Origin of the sequence: Lachnoclostridium phytofermentans (assembly GCF_000733755.1) — a bacterium.
GTDB lineage: Bacteria > Bacillota > Clostridia > Lachnospirales > Lachnospiraceae > Lachnoclostridium > Lachnoclostridium phytofermentans_A.
Genome location: NZ_JPOF01000007.1, coordinates 453,417 through 472,262, shown reverse-complemented (window position 1 = coordinate 472,262; position 18,846 = coordinate 453,417). Strand labels below are relative to the sequence as shown.

Sequence of the window (18,846 nt, the reverse complement as noted above, 5' to 3'; positions counted from 1 at the left end):
TTTAATTAGGAAGATATATAAAATGCTGCAAACGGACATTTACTAAAAATGCCGTTTGCAGCAGTCAACATTACTACATATAAACTAACGCACTGTCATAGTTTTCGTAAAAGTGTTATTACTTGTGTTAGACTCTGGATAACGATTTATATCATTAACCCAAGCCGTTATACTAAAAGTTCCAGCTGTTGCAGTATAAGTTTCACTACCAGATGGACCACCAGTTGCGGTGACGGTTACTGACTGACCTGGCTGAATTTGAGTCGTATTATTATCAGACCATGCTACACTGGAACCATTCACTTGAAATTGTACTCCATTGATTAATCCTGCCTGAGCTACACCGGTTCCTTGATTCTTAACAACAGCACTAAAGGTAATCCGATTTCCACTTACAGGACTTGCTGGAGACCAGGTAATATCCGTAACAATCATATCCGGATTGCCATATGGTTGTGTTGGCGTTGGGGTAGCAGTAGGTTGTACCGTTCCTTGTGTCACAGTGAGTGATTTTGTAAACATATTGTTATTCGTATTAGACTCTGGATAACGATTTACATCATTAACCCAAGCAGTAATCGTGTAAGTTCCGGTATTTGCTGTCCAGGTTGGTGTTCCAGAAGGGCCACTTACTGCTGTTATTGTTTGAGACTGCCCTGGCATAATCTGAGTTTTATCAGTATCCGACCAGGATACACAAGTACCGTTTACTTGGAATTGGACACCATTAATTGATCCTGCAGGAGCAACTCCAGTTCCTTGATTCTTAACAACTGCACTAAAGGTCACTTGACTACCATTGGTTGGATTTGCTGGTAACCAAGTAATATCGGTTACAATCATATCCGGATTACCATATGGAACAGAAGGAGTTGGTGTTACTGTAGGAATTGGTGTTACTGTAGGAATTGGTGTTACCGTTGGTGTCGGTGTTACGATTGGACTTACTGTAGGAACTGGTGTTGCTGTAGGAATCGGTGTTGCAGTCGGTATAATGGTTGGCACCTGACTATGGTTACCATGATCCGTTTGTAATGATCCTACTTCACGATATCCTGGTATGGTATAGGCTGCATTTCCTTCATTAGTCACATTGTTACGAACGATGTTTGCCTGATTGAGATAATAAACATCTTTATAGGCAATATTTCTTAAATATAATCCATTCATAGTAGCAGAAGGATTTCCACCAAAGGACATGATGGCTGCTCCTAAATGTGGCAATGAGGAGTAGGAAGGGGTATTGCCGTCCACACCAGTACCATAAATATATAGTTTATTAAATATAACATTGTTAACACTATCTCCTAAACGTACTCCGTCATGTTGCGCATCGTAAATATAGGTATTATCAAACGTTACATTTTTCACAGCACCAGTTAAATCAACTGCGCCATACTCACTTCTCCAAGTATCATAGCTACAACCGCTACGGATGATCATATTGTTAGCAAACTGGATGCTTTGTGTATTATCAAACTTATATCCTGGGAAAGTAGTATTTAAATGAATACCAGATGCCATAAAGCAATCTCTTATGTAATTGTTATAAATCTTATGATTATTACCACCATAAACTGCAATGCCACCAGCACGCCAGTTTAAGTCAATTGTATTGTAACAGAATACATTGTTGCTTAAGTCCTTTGCAGACATGAAATTATTATTCCACATTGCAAGTCCATCATCTCCATTGTTACGCAGTGAACAATTATACACAGTTGCATTACTTGTTCCCTGACAGAAGTTTACACCATCTGCAAGATTGTTTCTAATACGACAATTTACAATCTTAAGGCCATCTGAATAATCTAAGGAACCATTATAATCTGCAATCCAGAATCCACATTCAAAATGCTCTACCCAAACATCATGGAATAAAGATTTACCATCAAATACATCCATAAATCCCTTGTAGATCGCATTTTCTCCATAACGGGAACGAAGATTGGAATTGATGTACATGTTACAAAATTCGATATTTTTTGTTTTACCATCACCATTTCCAGAAATACCACCGGATTGCTGTGCTGAATTTGTAAATTGTATATTGGTATACCACATACCAGCACCAGTAATCATCATGTCAGTTGCAGATAAACGCCAGATTTGGTTAATATGATAGGTTCCTGCTGGAAAATATACATCCTTTCCTTTGGAATCCGCTGCAGCAACACAAGCAGAAATTGCTGCATAATCATCAATACCATCGTCAGGTACAGCACCAAAATCAGCTACAGAATAAGAACCAGCTGGTTGAGGAATTGCAGCTCCTGTTTCCTCTATTTCAAGGAAGTCAACTCCATAAGTAAGTCCACTCGCACCTGAACTTTGAATCCTTATCGTGTCCCCTGGCACTAAGGATCTATCTAAACGAAAATGTACTTCATCAAAGGCAAAACATGCTGTTCCATTCCCTGGGGTATCACCAGCACCACCATTTAAATATTGCCACATAAAATATGAGGTTAAGTCAACTGTTTTCACTTTGGATCCATTCACATATACATCGAGCGATCCCCTTTGCCCCATACCATCTGCGGTATCTGGTAGAGTAAATCTCATAACTACACCATTACCAGAGGAGTTTAGGCGCCATTCTGCATAAGAACCACCCGATGGAAGAACAACATAGGATTGATTCGATGCTTGGCTCGCAACATTAGTTAATGCCCAATCCGTTGAAGTTGCTAGTCTAGCTCCACCGCCTAATACTGCATACTCAGAATCATAACGCACGTATGGCATTGTAGCACCAATGCTTGAAATATCACTGTTTGCTCCAGGGACTACGATTGTATCAGCTGCAACTTTATTCGTTAATTTACCTGAAACACCGTCCTCTGGAATATGTGCAGATGAGCTATAATCCTCAAAAACCCAGCGTTGCGCTGTAGTTCCGTAGAACACATCAGCGCTACCACTATTGGTATAAAGGTATCCACCTGTTCCACTATTTCTTGTGCTCTTCCACATATTATCTATCGTGGAAGAATCATTATTACCTTCGATGTACCATTTACTACTCATCCATACTTCATAGATCGTACTCTCTAAAAGTGCTTTTCCACTTGCGTGCTCTAAGCATAGATAAGAGTTCGTCCCCATATTCTGGATCCAAAATGAACCATCTGTCTTCTTCGTGATACTCCATATGTAATATGGATTTTTCTCTTGAAAACTACCCGCTTTCACACTAGAACCAGAAGCATAAAGATAAGAACCAGTGGAAGCATTTTTAATATAAACTGTCGCATTGGATGTTATTTCTTTTGCCAATACAAAGGTAGTAGCTGTTTGAACTACTAACATAATTGCAAGAAGCAATCCAAGAATTTTACTTATTTTTTTCTTCATTGTTTATCTCCCTTTCTTTTTAAATCCTTAGTTGATCAATCACTCTTTCAACTAAAACTCTCCTAATCTTAGTACTAAAAATTCATCATCTTCGTTTGATCTTTCATGCGTAAGAATCTAATGTTTTACGTTCTTAATTTATTTTTCTATGTTCTCTTGTTATAATTCATATGTTCTCTTATTTTTTCTTATTTTTTTATGTTCACTTTGAGATACTATTCTTTGTATTTTCTTGATCACTCCTCCTTTTCTTATGTCATCTTCTTGTAACTTCTCTTTCTTTTTTTGTTCTCGTACTCTTTTGTAACTCTAATTTCTTATACTCTTTTGTAACTCTTGATTCTGACTACTTGTAAATTTGCATACAACACCTTATTATTACTCTCATTCTCCTTTCTTATTTAATCTATATTTTTAGTAAAGTAAACTAGCCGATCTCTATAGTTTGATTACAAAATATAGTTTAACGTTAAACTGTATATATCTCTATATATTAATTCACTTAGCATACTTTTTATGAAATATAAATTATTATGTAAGTAATATAAGTTTAACGTTAAACTGTATATAGGTTTGTCTTTGTCTTTGTGATTATGCACTATAATATAGTATATATTACCATTGATTTGTACATTATAACATATGTTTTAGGAGAAATCTAGTAGTTATTTCATACTATTATCTAAATATACTAGAATTACCGTATTTTATTTGTAATGTTTCCACATTGAATGCATGAATTCACAATATTTCAATGATGGTTACATCGCATCATATCAACGCTACTAAGATAATAAAAGAATAGCTTATACATTTAAAATAGCTAAATTTATTAATACTTAAAAGCATCACCAATGTTAAGTATATTAAATCTAACATTGGTGATGCTTTAAATAACAACATTTTCAAGAAACCTATCATAAAATTATTTAATTACTTCCCTAACAAATCTCTGACAACTGTGGATGCAATGATTAAACCTGCTGCTGAAGGTACAAATGCGATGCTTCCTGGAATCGAACGTCTTTGTGTTGGTTCTGAAGGCTGCATTATCGGAGTAATAGGTAATTCTTTTGAATATACCACCTTTAATTTCTTAATTCCTCTCTTCTTACATTCGTAACGCATCACTTTGGCAAGAGGACAGATAGAGGTTTTATAGATATCCGCAACCTCAAATTTCGTTGGATCTAACTTGTTTCCCGCGCCCATACTGCACATGATCGGTGTTCCCACTGCCTGTGCTTTTTCTACAAGAGAAAGCTTTCCAGCAACAGTATCAATTGCATCTACAACATAATCATAGGAGGTAAAATCAAATTGATCTGCTGTTTCAGGGAGAAAAAAGCACCGATAGGAATGTACCTTTGCATTCGGATTTATGGAATTAATACGCTTTTCCATTACATCTACTTTATATAACCCCACAGTATCATGGGTTGCTATTATCTGACGATTAATATTGGATATGCTAACTGTATCATTATCTACAATCGTAATCTCTCCAATTCCACTACGAGCAAGTGCCTCAACCACATATCCACCAACACCTCCCACACCAAATACAGCAACATGAGAGTGTTGAAGCTTTTCCACACCGTCTTCTCCTATGATAAATGCACTTCTTTCAAATTGGTTTTCCATATTAGTCCTCATTTCTGCACTGCCTTTTGTATCTCTAAAGTTTGTGGTAGCAGCGCAAACACAAACTTACTTTATTCTATCATGCATACTTTATTCTTTCATACATTCTCATTCTATAATGTTATCGTAATACTTTTTTATAAAACCTCTAACAACACGTTTGTAATGTTCATAGTCTACTACCACTGAGTTTGCATGAATCGCACCTTTCGCTAAATATAACTTCTTTGGTGCCTTACACTCCTCATACATTTGGATTGACATCTGATAAGGAACGTAAGTATCATGATCTCCATGAATAAACAATATTGGAGTTTTGCTTTTTCTTACGCCTTCCATTGGTGAAACTTCTTTCATATAAAAACCAGCACGAAGCTTCAAGCAAAAATTAGCGAGTGGCATAAATATAATAGGTGGAATATGAAATACTGTTTTCATCTGATGACGTATCAAAGTTTTTAAATCCGAATATCCACAATCTGCAATTATTAATGAAACATTGTCCTTAATATTCAGATAATCAAGTACCGTGGCTGCTCCCATGGACTCTCCATGAGATACGATTCGAATGTCTCTTCCGAAATTTACATAACACCAATCAATCACAGTTTCTAAATCGTATTTTTCATAGTATCCCATGGTTGTGTGTTTTTTACCACTTTCCCCGTGATTTCTATGATCATAAATTATTGAAGTAAACCCAAGCTCCATAAGTATCTGTGCATATACGATAGCTCCTAATTTCCCATAAGTATAGCCATGGCATAATACTGCTACCTTGCCCTTATTCTCCACTCTTTTTGTAATATCATTTTCCAAAATTACAGCGGATAAAGTGTATCCATAACGACTTGGAATCTGTATCTTGGTTTTCTCCATACTTTCATAAATTTCTGGCACTATTCTACCGAACTCCACTTCCCGCCTAAAGATGTCTTCTGGAGTTTTCACCCTCGGTTTTAATATCACATTCGATAAGATATAGGTTGCTATGAATAAAAGGAGAATGATGATACTTATAGCAATTACCATATGCCTTTCCTCCTACTTAAAATAGTACGTATCGTAAGGCCCTATATAATCATAACCTAATCGCATTGCAAGTCGCACTGAGGTTTCATTTGCTGCATCCCAATGAGGTAACTTTCCTTCTTTTATGCAAGTTAGTATTAATTTAGCAGCGCAAGAGGTTGCTAGTCCAAGATTTCTATACTCCTTTTTCGTTACGATTTCTATCTCAATTCCTTTACGATATGCAGTATAAGAGGATGCTCCACAACAAATTTCATCTCCTCTCATTACAAGGACACCAATTCCATGTTGTAAAAAATCATCCACAGATGCAAAATTACTACAAAAATCCCTTGACCAGTCTTCTGATAAAACTTTCTCGTATAACGTTTCCTCTATTCTGTGAAAAGAATATTCTCTTGATAATTTGCTACAATACTCCTCTAATCTAACCTGGTCAAACATTTCAAAAGAAGGACTTTTTAAACGGTATCGTTGAAAAGAGGAAAACACCTCGCTCTTTTTTAAGAACGTTTCCCAATCCTTGGTTTGCGGAATAATTAACAGGTTATTATTATCCCTGTAGGATAGGATATCATTTAGCATACTTATCGCAGTAGCTTCTTGAAATTCTCCCGAATTGGAAGGAAATGCAAAATCCCCCTGAAGAATAACTGTATGACTTATCTGGTTCTTATCATCCACAAAGACCTTTCCCATATACCCGTCTAAACAGGCGAAGATTGTGGAATCCGTTGCCTTTTCATAAAATGGAGAAATTAAATTAAGTTCTTGTTGTTCTAGCTGTTGCATCTCATAAAAAAGGAGCCAACTTAGATAAAAATATCTAAAGCTCCCTTTCTCCTTTCTTATATCATTAACAAGTTATAAAGCAATTCGTTCTTTCTTATCATGATAACATTCGTGTTTTACATTTTTGTAATTTACATTCTTTGTGCTTTTCATTCTTTAATAATATTTATTTTGTACTTTACTTATTCTGTACTTTACTTATTTTTTAATTTACTTATTTTTCATTTTCTTATTTTTCATTTTCTTTCTTTTGCAATTCATATTCTTTACCACTTGTTATGTACCTTTTCAGCAAATCCAAGAAAATCAGAAACTATAATCTCTGTTCCATCCTCTAAGATAGCTTTTCCACTAAATTTACCGAACACCTGATGCTGATCACTTAATAATACAGCAAAACTGGTACGCGATTTTCGGTCTAAGATTGGGGTAAAATCCATGTCAAATCTATGATCAGACGATATGAACTTCCAAGGTTTAAGATACTCTTCCTTCCCTAATTCATCCTTTGGTATAACAAACTCAATATCGTCAAATTTGTGTGCTTTGCCCTCATAGAAAATCATATTCTCAGTGGCATTTTTGGTATCACCGAAACCATAACCTATATTAAAACCGAATGATTTTCCATCAATCTGTCCTTGACCAGCACCCCAATACCATACATTATCATATGTCCAGACTCCACGTCCCCAATCTAATAATCCTTGGCTGCTTTTTCCAAAGGAATATGTTTTTTCCCCAATGATAACACATCCACTCACCTGCATACCAATTATTTTTTGATTGTAATAAAATGCTTTTTTCTTCTTAAGAAACGGCGTTGCGATTACCATAGAATCCATCTCAGGTTTTTCTACCATAGTGATATCCGCAAAAAAATCTTTCTCCTTATGAAAATGCTTCATTTTTAGATAAAGATGTCTTTCTTTCCCATCATTTTTAAAAGAAACCTCAACTCGTTTGTTTCGGTAACTAACATCTCCACTCTCTGAGGTTTCAGGCATCTTCAAGCGTCCCATAGGAAATGGAATTAAAAGATTTGTTGTTCTTTCCGTGGTATTTTTAAAATCTAAAAATGATGCCCCAACAAGTCCCATATATCCATTATCCGCTAACGTTAGTGCAATTCCAAAGTCCTCATTATAAATCAAATAATAGTCCCACTCTTTGATTCTCATAGAACTTGCTTTAATATCTTTTCGTCGATAGTCTTTCACCAACGATGTCGCATAACCCGCTTGTGTAAGGCAACCCTTTTCATCCAATAAATTACCCCGCTGTAATAATTGGCTTCTCATACCTTATCTCCCTTCGCACAGTAAAGTTTTCTGCAAGATACTTCTTATGAAACCGTAGTAAAAATCATACTGTTTTCTTTCCCTACTACGGTTTCTACATACAATCCTTTGTTTCTTCCAGTATCTGTATTCGATAAAGCAAGGATCTGCTCTATTGATAAGACACAGTTTCTTATTTAATCTCACAAAACGAAATGATCACAACTTCTATCGATCGTTTTGTATCTTTTCTAATAGTTGTGGCTCAAATATACCATTTCTTAACATTGCAATTTCATATCGGTATGGTGGTAAGGATTTCTGCTTTTCATCTGGCATACTAACATAAGGACTTTCAAGAATCTTTGGAACTTGTTCAAACTCTTTATGATGCACAATATAATGAATTGCATCAAACCCTAGGGTTCCAAATCCAATATTTTCATGACGGTCTTTTGACGCACCTCTATCATTTTTACTATCATTAATATGGAACACTGCAATTTGCTCTTTTCCAATTAGTTTATCAAATTGTTCTATCACTCCATCAAAATCATGTACAACATCATATCCTGCATCATTGGTGTGACAGGTATCAAAACAGACACGTAGACGATCATTATACTTAACACCGTCATATATCCTCGCTAATTCTTCAAAACTTCTGCCTATTTCACTGCCTTTTCCCGCCATAGTCTCAAGAGCAATATAGATGTCTGTATCACTCGTTAAAACTTCATTCAATCCTTTAATAATCTGCTTAATACCTGCATCTACACCAGCCCCAACATGTGCTCCTGGGTGAAGTACTAAATACTTACTCTGAAATGCTTTTGTTCTCTCCATTTCTTTTGCTAGAAATTCGACTGCTAAGCCATAAGTATCTAAGTTCACTGAATTACCCAGATTAATAATATATGGTGCATGAATCACAATATCAGATATTCCATGCTGCTTCATATACTCGAACCCTTCCTCTAAGCGAAGGTCCGATATTTCTTTTCTTCTAGTATTCTGTGGTGCTCCGGTATAAACCATAAATGTATTCGCATCATAGGAATGGGCTTCTTTGGCTGAACCCAAAAACATCTCTTTTCCACTCATTCCAACGTGGGAACCTATCTTTAACATAAAAACCTCTACTTTCTTTTTTCACTATTTGATAACACGTATTACATAAACATAAGTTTTCTCCATCATAGAAATCTCAAACTCTTTCTCTATGTGATAAGGCTTCATATTTGCAAATTTTCTGACATACTCACGATTATGTGAGTATAACACAATAATGCCCTGATCCTTTAATAGTTCGTAAGCTCTCTTAAAAAACTTCTGATAAAGGCTAAATAGCTCTCCTTCATCCATGCTTCGCGAAACGGTTGGCATGTTGGTAATGATTTCATCAAACAAATAATTATGCTTAAAATCAAAAAAATCACGGTTAATATAATTAATTACAAGATGACCCCCATCTTCCTTTTTAAGCCCACATCGATTCACTGCTTCCGTATTAATGCGTGCCTTTTCTATAGCCTCTCCATAGATATCAAGACCATACATCGTTTTCGCCCGTACACATAAATCCCGCTCAATTAGCATCGTTCCAACACCGCAAAATGGGTCAAGTACTTGGGCATCTTCTATTAGAAATGGCTTTACAAGTTGCGCTGTTAATGCTGCATTCGCAGGATGAATACTAGAGGCAATTACTTCTTTTCGATATAGGAAGCGCTCCTCTGGCAACGTATAAAGACGCAATAATACGTTAAATTTACCTTCTTTATTCTCAATTAGACGAATCTCTACCTCATAATGATTTACTGAATTAAGAAGCTTGCGCTCACTTAGATGCTCTATTTCCACACTAAGTTTTTTAACAAATGCAATGCGCTTCTCGTCATCCATCTTTCCTTTTATCTCAAGGCGAAAATAGTAGGGCTCGTCTCCTTTATGGCGTTCTTTTAAAAATTGATATAATTTACCATCGGTTAATAACTCCGCTGCTTTCGTAACATCATTTGGTACTGTCCTTACTCCATCGACTGCAAATAGCAGTTCCCGATACGTACGGATTTTAAGCACCTCTTTTAATTCTTTTGTCTTTACCATAACTCCAGCGGTAAATTCTTTCTTAGGTATCTTTTCAAGTTGTTCCATAGTCACATGAATATGATTTCGGTTGCAAAGTAAAACCATCTCATTTACCATTTCATAACCAACAAAGGTGTGTTTTTTCTCTCCGCCTGAAAGAATCAAGAGCTCTTCTAGTAATCGAAGTTCCTCTCCAAGATGTTTTTTATTCTCATCCGTGATAGGAGTACTTTTTACAATCTCATAGCTTGTCCGAAGCTTTGGAAGAAGTTCGCTATAATTCATATTCTTTAAAGCAGATAAATAAGAGCTTTTCACAAAACGCTGTGTCTCTTCGTCATATGCATCGAAAAGAATCTCAGCAAATTCTGAAACTCCCAATTCCCCCATGATTAATGCTGCATTTTTTCTAACTTTAGCATCCTCATCCTGTAACAAGTTACGGAAAACCTCATATCTTCCAGCTATTACATAAAGCAAAGCTTCTTTATTATGACTTCCTTTTTTTATATCTTCACGAAGCATCTCCTTTAAAAAAATCAGATTTTTTCTAACATCTCTGTTCTCCACTATATTTTGAAAGGTTGCTCTAAGCATTCTCTTACCTACCTTGTTTCATATTCTGTTATTATTATAGCTTTTTTCTTCACAAAAGTAAACGTGAACTTCCTTCGCTGTGACTTCACAGAAACAAAATTTGTCAATAGTAACCACTTGCACCATATGTTATAATATTCCTAACTAAGTATATGCCCAAAGTTACGTTATCTAATCAATATGTGAATATGGATTTCTAGATAGGGGGAATATAGAGTTCCTTACCAGTGGTAATACTATAGTAAGCTATCTTCATTCTTTAATGACAACTTATACTATACTACATAAAGGAGAAAAACGAATGAGTAGAACGATTTACGTATCCAAACATAACACTTCAGAACATGAATTTTCTACAATTACCGATGCCCTCTTAAGTATTCCAAAAGGAACTACAGAACCGGTAACAATCTATATTAAAAAGGGAACTTATAAAGAAAAACTTGTGATTAAGCAACCGAACCTAACCTTAATTGGAGAATCCAAAGAAGAGACTATTCTTACCTTTGACGACTATGCTAACATGATTATGGAAGACGGTAGTAAAAGAGGAACTTTTCGCACCCCATCTGTATTCATCGATGCCAATGATTTTACTGCAAAGAATCTCACCTTCCAAAATAGTTCTGGGTTCGGTCATCAAGTAGGACAGGCACTCGCTCTATATGTGGATGGCGATCGCATGATATTTGATAATTGCATCCTACTTGGTAGCCAAGACACCCTATTTACAGCACCCCTTCCTCCAACCGCAAACCAACCTGGTGGTTTTACAGGACCAAAGGAGTTTGAACCACGAATAAATGGTCGTCATTATTATCGTAACTGCTATATTCGAGGCGATGTTGACTTTATTTTTGGTAGTGCAACTGCTTTTTTTGATCACTGTGAAATTTTCTCTCAAAAAACAGATGATCTTCCTGCTGCAAAAGAAGGAGAGGAACAAAAGAATTATGGCTATGTTACAGCTGCTAGTACAGCAGAAGGTCAGAAATATGGATATGTCTTTTCTCATTGCCGTCTTACCAGCGATTGTCCAAAGCATAGCGTATATCTAGGTAGACCATGGAGAAACTTTGCCAAAACTGTATTTCTTCATTGTGAGATTGGCAAGCATATTCGTGAGGAAGGTTGGCATGACTGGAATAAACCAGAGGCTCATGAAACTATGCTTTATGCAGAATATCAAAGTACTGGTGAAGGTGCAAAAGCAATAAAAGAAGGGAAAAGAGCTTCTTTTTCCAAGCAACTTAGCAATAGCGAAGCACTTAACTATACAGTAGAAAAAGTCTTAGCAGGTGATGATAATTGGGGAGCTAACCTTAGTTTGACTGATTAAGAAAAAAAATCCTCCGTAAGTTTCTTGCTTACAGAGGATTTTTCTCATTCTGTTCTACACTAGTCATCCTATTCACTCAGTTATATATCCCATTTTAAATCCGTCGATATCCCGTAATTATCCATACTTTACACGTAACTTTATTCCCTATGAAAATCGATTCATATTCTTTTACGTATATTTCTTGCAATAAATATTAATTTTTTCCGCATTTAGCAGCATCTATCGCGAGTACGATCATTAAAGCAACCAGCGCATTTTCTGGCTGTATCACATCTATTTCATACGTATCAGTAAAATTCCAAAGCTTTTTTGATGCCGTCATAATTGGCTGTGAACCATCCATGACGGAATAATCCCATTCAAAATAATCACCTTCAACGCTCCACCCATTACAGTCAAGATAAAATTTAGGCCGAAAAAAAGTAAATTCTTTATTTATAGTGCCAATTTCATTTCCAAACAAAAACATACGAAATTTTGGTAAAAACGTTAAAACCTCTTCTTTTAACATTCCTACCTCTCGCTCTGCTGAATCATAAATTTTAAGACAGTGTCCCCAAGAAAGAACACCTTTCACCGTATAAACGGTTTCACCTAGTTCATTATAAATGTCATAGCTGTCAAACCATGAAAAAAATCTTTGTTTAAATAAAAGTTTCATTTCTATTCCTTCCACTTTTGTTATTTTAGTTTAAACTACCTTGATCTAATCCTATTTTCTTGTATATCTAGTTTTTAAATGATGAATAGAACATACCCATTTCTGTCGGAGATTTCTGTTATGATACGATTTACCTTCAGTTTTATTTTCATACTCTACCTAATCATTCATATATCTTTTGTTTTATTTCTTTTGTTTTATTTCTTTTGTTTTATTTCTTTTGTTTTATTTCTTTCGTCTTACTTCTATTGCTTTATCGTTTTATTTCATTCATTTTATTTCATTCATTTTATTATATCGTATTAAAATTGTGGTGTCAAAAAAATACACCTACAAACATAAGAATTGATATCAAATATTTGAGGTGCATTTCATACTTAATTATTTAATTACTCTATGGAAACTGTGTCTTAATCAATCTTAATTATTTAATTACTCTCTGATATCTGATTTTTAGTCTACCTTAATTAATTGCTCTCTGATATCTATTTCTTCGTCCACCTTATTTTTTCATTCCTTGATCTATTAATAGATAGGATTCTTTCTGCTCTACTCCACCTTCTGATAAATTCCTTGTGTACGTTTACTCTTTCTAATACCTAGTAGTACTAAAATACCTGCGATTGCAGCAAGAAAGAGAAAGGACTGAATAAGAGGTGCATAATTGTAACTACCTCCATCCCAAATTCCAACAAAATCCTTACTGATATAAGACATAGGCAATAACAGTGCTACATTCTTTAAAGCCTTTGGCAATTGCTCTACTGTAATTCCCATCATACCGCATAAAATCATAAAAGAAAAATAGAGTAACATGGTAACAGCAAATGTAATTCCGAATTTTTTTACTATGGTTGTGATGCCATGTGCAATCATAAAGAATATAATCGCTAACAAATACAAGCAGGATATCCAGAGAACGATCATCTTGGTATTAGGCATCTTAATATCAAGTACAATCCAATCTACAAAGAAATAAAGAATAAAAGCGATTGTTATAAAAATCAAATGTGCAATCAATTTAGCAACAAACAATTTTTTCGGCTGAATTCCAAATAAATCCAGGCGAAGCGGAACATCATTTTCTACTTCCTGCGCATAATTTGCAGCATAGCCAAGTAACATAACAGCCATCGGTATTACCATACTCATTGTAACAAAAACGGTGATGATTGCTTCCGATTGCGCATTTTCTGGAAGATCTCTCGTAATAATACTTGGCATTAAGATAGAAAATGCAATTGGGAATGCAATACCAAAGAACAACGTAAAGAAATTTCCCAATAAATTGCGTAACTCATAGAAAATCATTCTCTTATTAGGCAACAAAGTTTTCAACGAAACTCCCCCCTTCCACTTTGGCTAATTCCTGCGCCTTCGCATTGATTGATAATATCTCAATATCACTGTTACTTCGTTTATAATCAATATTGGCGTGGATTAAAAGCTCGGTTAAGTTTCGTTCCTCTTCTTCCGTATCACAGGTGAGAGCAATTAAATGCTCCGGTGCTAAGATTGACTTAAACTGCTTTTTAAACTCCTTATTTTTATCGTTATTATCAAGAATATAAAGAGTTTTTCCACAATATTTATAAAATAACTCCTCCCTAGTGCCATAAGCAATTACATGCCCTTTTTCTAAAATTAATAGCTTATTGACGAGTTGTTCCAATTCTTCATAATAATGTGATACCATGCATAACGTTGTATTTTTCCCATCATACCACTTGATAAGTCCTTGCATTAGTTTTTGTCTGGTTTCAAAATCAAGTCCCGAAGTTACTTCATCAAAAAATACAAGTGGTGTATCCTTTCGAAGCACTAATATAATGGTTAGCCTTTGTTTCTCTCCCCCTGAAAGATGAGCATATTTTTTATTAAGGCAGCCTTCAAAGTTAAAATAAGAGATTAATTCTTGAAGTTTGTTATCTTTCTTGATATTCACAGATAGCACCATCTCAATGATATATTTTACCGGCATCGTATTCACATAATTATTCTGTTGTAAATGTACAGATATCTCCTCTTGTCGTAAGTTAGTAAGGATGGTTCCTTCATACTTAGTAATTCCTAAGATTGACTTAACAAGCGTTGATTTACCAGCTCCATTGCTACCTATAATTCCAACACGATCACCCGCTTCTATTACAATTGGTTCCTCAATCGATAAAGCAATCTGTTCCCCGTAGGTAACCCGTAAGTCCTTAATCGTTAACATGACTTCCTCCTTTTACGATTCTTTGATATCTTTACTATATCAAAAGGATATGAATTTGGTATGAAGATGCGATGATGTTTTCATGTAACATTTCGTAATCAGTGCCTTAGCATATATTAATAACTTTTGCTTGAACTTCTTATGTTTTAAACTTCTTTTACTTTTAAACTCTTTTGCTTTGAAATTCTTTTACTTGTAACTATTTTCGTACCAAATTGGTACCTTACTATCCTTCTTAATTCTTACCAATACGCCATCTTTTGAATTTTCAATCGATACATTTAGACCAAGTAATTTTGAATAATAAGATACAATATATAACCCCAGGCCATGCCCTCTTTCCTTACGATTACTTGTCACGAATGGTTCAAAAATATGTGGTAATAGCTCCGGCTCTATCGTAGTTCCTTCATTCAAAATATCTACCTCATTCTTGGTTACACGAATATGAATTCTTCGATTATTCGGGGTATAATGAATTGCATTTGCTATAATATTATCTAATATCTTCTCTAACATCTCCTTGTTTGATATTATTGAAGCCTCTTCATATGTTGTAATAATCGTTAATGCTCTTTCACTGATTTGATAATTATAACGATTAAGAATGCTTTGAAGTAAACTGGATAACTCAATCGGTTCCATAGAAATATCATTTGCGTTGTGGTGTAGAGATAGGATTTCTTCTACAATATGCTGCATATTTAAGATTTGTCCTTTTAGCTGCGGAAGATACTCCTTCGTGTTTTTGTATTTACCGACCTCATTTATCATTCCGTCAGTAAGAAGTAGTGCAGCTTGAATTGGTGTCTTTAACTGATGTGAGGTGGCTCTTAAAAATACTACCTGCCTTTCGTTTTCTTCTGATAACTTAGAATTTTTTATCTCAAGCTCTTGGTAATTATCTTCTAGTCTTTGATAGACTTCTTTCATTGTTTCACCAAGATATGCAATCTCATCCTTTTTACCTAAAGCAATTGGTTTCATTTGTAGCTTCTTTGTGTTAATAATATATTCTGCCATATCTGCGACCTTACGAATCGGCTGTACAATGTATTTTGCGAATGTACTCGATAACAACATACAGAGTAATACTACGATTGCAAGTATCATTGGTAAACTTCTAAAAATGACAGGTTTAATATCATCCATACTTGGTGTTGTTACGTTCGAAAAGGTTATTACTATCGTATCAGATAATCTTGTGATAGCCATATAAGAAGTATAATAAGTCTGCCCATCACCAACATTCGATTCAAAAACAAAGGACTTATCTGATATTAGATGGGTCTTATTCGATAATAACTTCAATTCTTGATATTCCGTAGTTGATTTAACATGAAATGAAATTGGATAACCATCATTCATTATTTTTGAAGAAAATAATTTATCAAAAATAATATCTTGATAACTTTCTAATTCACCTTCTGATAGCTGAAAATCTTCATTCGAAAAATCATCCGATAGTCTTCTTAATCTCTCAAGCATTGAAAGTAATTCCGAATCCTTTATTATAACTTCTACTTCCATAAAATTATTCTTAAGAAACAATGTATTACCTACCAAGGGGAATTCTACTGTAATAGTGCCAGTTGGGTTTAATACCTTTAAATGTGAATAAGAACGTTCCTTGCAATAATCTTGCTGCAATTCTTTGATTGATTCTAAATTTTTATTTTGCTTGTAATCCACATAAAGCGATGGCAATAAAGCAATAAAATACCCAATAAATAAAGCAACCATCAAAAGAGAAACCGCCAGACTATAAAGCAGTGTTTTTTTCGATAACTTCAACTCTTCACCCCATTTCTGCAGTTATTTCTTTCCACTCTTTATCTTAGTTCTCTTTCCTCGTTGCTTTTTCTAACTGAGCTATATCAAATTGATAACCTACTCCAATTACGGTACGTATATATGAAAATGGTAACTTCTTTCTTAAGTTTTTCACATGGGCATCAATAATTCGATCATTACCAATATAATCTTCATTAAAGATATGAAGGATAATTTGTTCTCTTGTAAATACTCTATTTGGTTCTTTCCATAACATCTGTAAAATTAAAAATTCACTTAATGTGAGATGAAGTGACTCTCCTTGATAAAACGCCTGATAAGACTCTTCCTGTAAATAAAAATCATAGTTACCTATCGTCTTGTTTTTATGATTTGTTGCTCTTCGTAAAATGGTTTCCATTCTCTTTAATAAAATAATTGGTGAAACAGGCTTAATCACATAATCATCAGCATATAAATTAAATGCTTTTAACTGCGTCTGCTCATCGTCTAACGCAGTTAGCATAATACAAGGGAGATCGATTTCATGTTCCTTTAAATACTCAAGCACAAAAAGACCATTCTTCTTCGGAACCATGATATCTAAGACAGCAATATCAAATGCTTCTCTCGTAAGAGTAGCGATGGCTTCCTCACCATCGCTCACTGTTACTACATCATAATTTTTCATCCTCATATATTCCGCTAACACATCCTGAATCACCGGTTCATCTTCTAAAAATAATACTTTCATATTAGCCCCCTGCATTTCGCAGGTTAGGATCTGCGAAACGGCGATATTCACTCTTACTTTGATTTGGATTTTCATCCCTCCTAGGAAAAGAACCCTGACTCTTAAGTAATCAAACTTTTTTACATGAAATTATATTTCAACTTCCTTCGTGTAATCTATCGTATCATAATGGAATCCAAACATATGGTAAAACTCTTCCCAATATCCTTTTAGATCTGCATATTCGGAAAGATTTTCTGTAGTTACAAGTTCCCACGCCTTTGTAACCTTCTCTTGAACTTCCGGTAGCATCTCATAATCATCCATTCTGATTCGCTGTTGATCATCTAATCCCTTTGACAGATGATCAAACTTTTCATAGAATAAACGATCCATTTGCTCAATACAACCCTCATGAAGATTTTGTTCCTTCATAATCTTATAAAGTATACTGATGTATAGTGGTACTACTGGAATTGCAGCACTAGCTTGAGTTACAAGTGCTTTATTTACAGAGATATAAGCACTTCCTTTTAAATCTTTTAACGTTTCATTCAGCAATACAGAAGTCTGGTATAAATCTTCCTTCGCTTTACCAATCGTTCCTTCAAAGTAGATTGGATAAGTAATCTCTGGTCCGATATAGGAGTAAGCAATGGTAATCACACCTTCGCTTAACACACCAGCATCTTTTAGAGCATTTATCCATAATGCCCAATCTTCACCACCCATTACCTTCACAGTGGCAATTTCCTCTTCTTTCGTGGCGGCTGGCACTGTAACTTCGGATATCTGATTATTCCTTAAATCTAGTGTTTTATTCGTATAAGGAATGCTGGTTGTCTTAAGTACTGAGGAGTGGGTAACTCCATCTTCATCTGTTCTGCGTGGAGCTGCAAGGCTGTAAATAACCATATCGACTTGACCAAGATTTTCCTTAATCTTTGCAATGGTCATATCTTTTACTTCCCTGGAAAATGCATCCCCATTGATGGATTCACCATAATACCCATCTTGATGTAAAAACTCTTCCAACGCTACCGTATTATAGTAACCCGGAGTAGCCGTTCTGTTTTCTTTCGCGGGTTTTTCAAACATAACACCAAGAGTAGCGGCTCCGTATGTGTAGGCAAGTGAAATACGAGATGCAAGACCATACCCAGTGGAGGCACCGATAATTAATGCTTTCTTTGGTCCTTCTTTTTGCTCATGCCTTTTTACATAATCAATTTGTCTTTTTACGCTCTCCTTACATCCTTCTGGATGAGCTGTTGTACATATAAAGCCTCTTACTTTTGGTTCCACTATCATAATTCTTTCTTCCTT

The 18,846-nt window shown here is 35.1% G+C and carries 14 protein-coding genes; 1 reads left to right on the top strand and 13 read right to left on the bottom strand.

The annotated features are described in order from the left end of the window. Positions 1 to 84 precede the first annotated feature (84 nt). The 7 genes from CC92_RS21180 to CC92_RS0117980 form a co-directional block, all read right to left on the bottom strand. On the bottom strand, positions 85 to 3,357 hold the full coding sequence (locus CC92_RS21180) for a CARDB domain-containing protein (protein WP_051669049.1): 3,273 nt from the start codon (positions 3,355 to 3,357) through the stop codon (positions 85 to 87). Between the two features lie 933 nt (positions 3,358 to 4,290). Then, positions 4,291 to 5,001: a tRNA threonylcarbamoyladenosine dehydratase gene (locus tag CC92_RS0118005; RefSeq protein WP_029501259.1), complete on the bottom strand. Its 711-nt coding sequence runs from the start codon at positions 4,999 to 5,001 to the stop codon at positions 4,291 to 4,293. Between the two features lie 108 nt (positions 5,002 to 5,109). Next, the gene (locus tag CC92_RS0118000; protein WP_029501260.1) at positions 5,110 to 6,033 is read right to left on the bottom strand and encodes an alpha/beta hydrolase; all 924 of its coding nucleotides are present in this window, start codon (positions 6,031 to 6,033) and stop codon (positions 5,110 to 5,112) included. Between the two features lie 12 nt (positions 6,034 to 6,045). Further along, positions 6,046 to 6,825: a GNAT family N-acetyltransferase gene (locus CC92_RS0117995; RefSeq protein ID WP_051650555.1), complete on the bottom strand. Its 780-nt coding sequence runs from the start codon at positions 6,823 to 6,825 to the stop codon at positions 6,046 to 6,048. Between the two features lie 266 nt (positions 6,826 to 7,091). Then, on the bottom strand, positions 7,092 to 8,126 hold the full coding sequence (locus tag CC92_RS0117990) for a DUF2804 domain-containing protein (protein WP_029501262.1): 1,035 nt from the start codon (positions 8,124 to 8,126) through the stop codon (positions 7,092 to 7,094). 207 nt (positions 8,127 to 8,333) lie between these two features. Continuing rightward, positions 8,334 to 9,236, bottom strand: a complete 903-nt coding sequence (locus CC92_RS0117985; RefSeq protein ID WP_029501263.1) for a deoxyribonuclease IV — start codon at positions 9,234 to 9,236, stop codon at positions 8,334 to 8,336. Positions 9,237 to 9,260: 24 nt separating this feature from the next. Next, positions 9,261 to 10,793, bottom strand: a complete 1,533-nt coding sequence (locus tag CC92_RS0117980) for a methyltransferase domain-containing protein (protein ID WP_029501264.1) — start codon at positions 10,791 to 10,793, stop codon at positions 9,261 to 9,263. Positions 10,794 to 11,094: 301 nt separating this feature from the next. Here CC92_RS0117980 and CC92_RS0117975 point away from each other — a divergent pair, with 301 nt between their 5' ends. Then, entirely contained in the window at positions 11,095 to 12,132 is a 1,038-nt protein-coding gene (locus CC92_RS0117975) for a pectinesterase family protein (protein WP_034218537.1), read from the top strand. Between the two features lie 196 nt (positions 12,133 to 12,328). Here CC92_RS0117975 and CC92_RS0117970 read toward each other — a convergent pair whose 3' ends face one another. The 6 genes from CC92_RS0117970 to fabV form a co-directional block, all read right to left on the bottom strand. Further along, entirely contained in the window at positions 12,329 to 12,796 is a 468-nt protein-coding gene (locus tag CC92_RS0117970; RefSeq protein WP_029501266.1) for an LURP-one-related/scramblase family protein, read from the bottom strand. A 549-nt stretch (positions 12,797 to 13,345) separates the two neighbouring features. Then, positions 13,346 to 14,134 carry an ABC transporter permease gene (locus CC92_RS0117965; protein ID WP_029501267.1) on the bottom strand — a complete coding sequence of 263 codons (789 nt, stop codon included), beginning with the start codon at positions 14,132 to 14,134 and terminating at the stop codon, positions 13,346 to 13,348. Next, a complete protein-coding gene (locus CC92_RS0117960; RefSeq protein WP_029501268.1) occupies positions 14,115 to 15,014 on the bottom strand; it encodes an ATP-binding cassette domain-containing protein in 900 nt (299 codons plus the stop codon). Before CC92_RS0117960 ends, CC92_RS0117965 begins: the two co-directional genes overlap by 20 nt. Positions 15,015 to 15,203: 189 nt before the next feature. After that, positions 15,204 to 16,808: a sensor histidine kinase gene (locus CC92_RS0117955; RefSeq protein ID WP_155998541.1), complete on the bottom strand. Its 1,605-nt coding sequence runs from the start codon at positions 16,806 to 16,808 to the stop codon at positions 15,204 to 15,206. 43 nt (positions 16,809 to 16,851) lie between these two features. After that, the gene (locus CC92_RS0117950) at positions 16,852 to 17,541 is read right to left on the bottom strand and encodes a response regulator transcription factor (RefSeq protein ID WP_029501270.1); all 690 of its coding nucleotides are present in this window, start codon (positions 17,539 to 17,541) and stop codon (positions 16,852 to 16,854) included. 129 nt (positions 17,542 to 17,670) lie between these two features. Next, positions 17,671 to 18,831: an enoyl-ACP reductase FabV gene (gene fabV / locus CC92_RS0117945; protein WP_029501271.1), complete on the bottom strand. Its 1,161-nt coding sequence runs from the start codon at positions 18,829 to 18,831 to the stop codon at positions 17,671 to 17,673. Between the last annotated feature and the right edge of the window lie 15 nt (positions 18,832 to 18,846).

What these genes read in the sequence shown, in the direction of transcription:
- CC92_RS21180 (WP_051669049.1), bottom strand. Translation starts at nt 3,357, where the DNA reads ATGAAGAAAAAAATAAGTAAAATTCTTGGATTGCTTCTTGCAATTATG.
- CC92_RS0118005 (WP_029501259.1), bottom strand. Translation starts at nt 5,001, where the DNA reads ATGGAAAACCAATTTGAAAGAAGTGCATTTATCATAGGAGAAGACGGT.
- CC92_RS0118000 (WP_029501260.1), bottom strand. Translation starts at nt 6,033, where the DNA reads ATGGTAATTGCTATAAGTATCATCATTCTCCTTTTATTCATAGCAACC.
- CC92_RS0117995 (WP_051650555.1), bottom strand. Translation starts at nt 6,825, where the DNA reads ATGCAACAGCTAGAACAACAAGAACTTAATTTAATTTCTCCATTTTAT.
- CC92_RS0117990 (WP_029501262.1), bottom strand. Translation starts at nt 8,126, where the DNA reads ATGAGAAGCCAATTATTACAGCGGGGTAATTTATTGGATGAAAAGGGT.
- CC92_RS0117985 (WP_029501263.1), bottom strand. Translation starts at nt 9,236, where the DNA reads ATGTTAAAGATAGGTTCCCACGTTGGAATGAGTGGAAAAGAGATGTTT.
- CC92_RS0117980 (WP_029501264.1), bottom strand. Translation starts at nt 10,793, where the DNA reads ATGCTTAGAGCAACCTTTCAAAATATAGTGGAGAACAGAGATGTTAGA.
- CC92_RS0117975 (WP_034218537.1), top strand. Translation starts at nt 11,095, where the DNA reads ATGAGTAGAACGATTTACGTATCCAAACATAACACTTCAGAACATGAA.
- CC92_RS0117970 (WP_029501266.1), bottom strand. Translation starts at nt 12,796, where the DNA reads ATGAAACTTTTATTTAAACAAAGATTTTTTTCATGGTTTGACAGCTAT.
- CC92_RS0117960 (WP_029501268.1), bottom strand. Translation starts at nt 15,014, where the DNA reads ATGTTAACGATTAAGGACTTACGGGTTACCTACGGGGAACAGATTGCT.
- CC92_RS0117950 (WP_029501270.1), bottom strand. Translation starts at nt 17,541, where the DNA reads ATGAAAGTATTATTTTTAGAAGATGAACCGGTGATTCAGGATGTGTTA.
- fabV (WP_029501271.1), bottom strand. Translation starts at nt 18,831, where the DNA reads ATGATAGTGGAACCAAAAGTAAGAGGCTTTATATGTACAACAGCTCAT.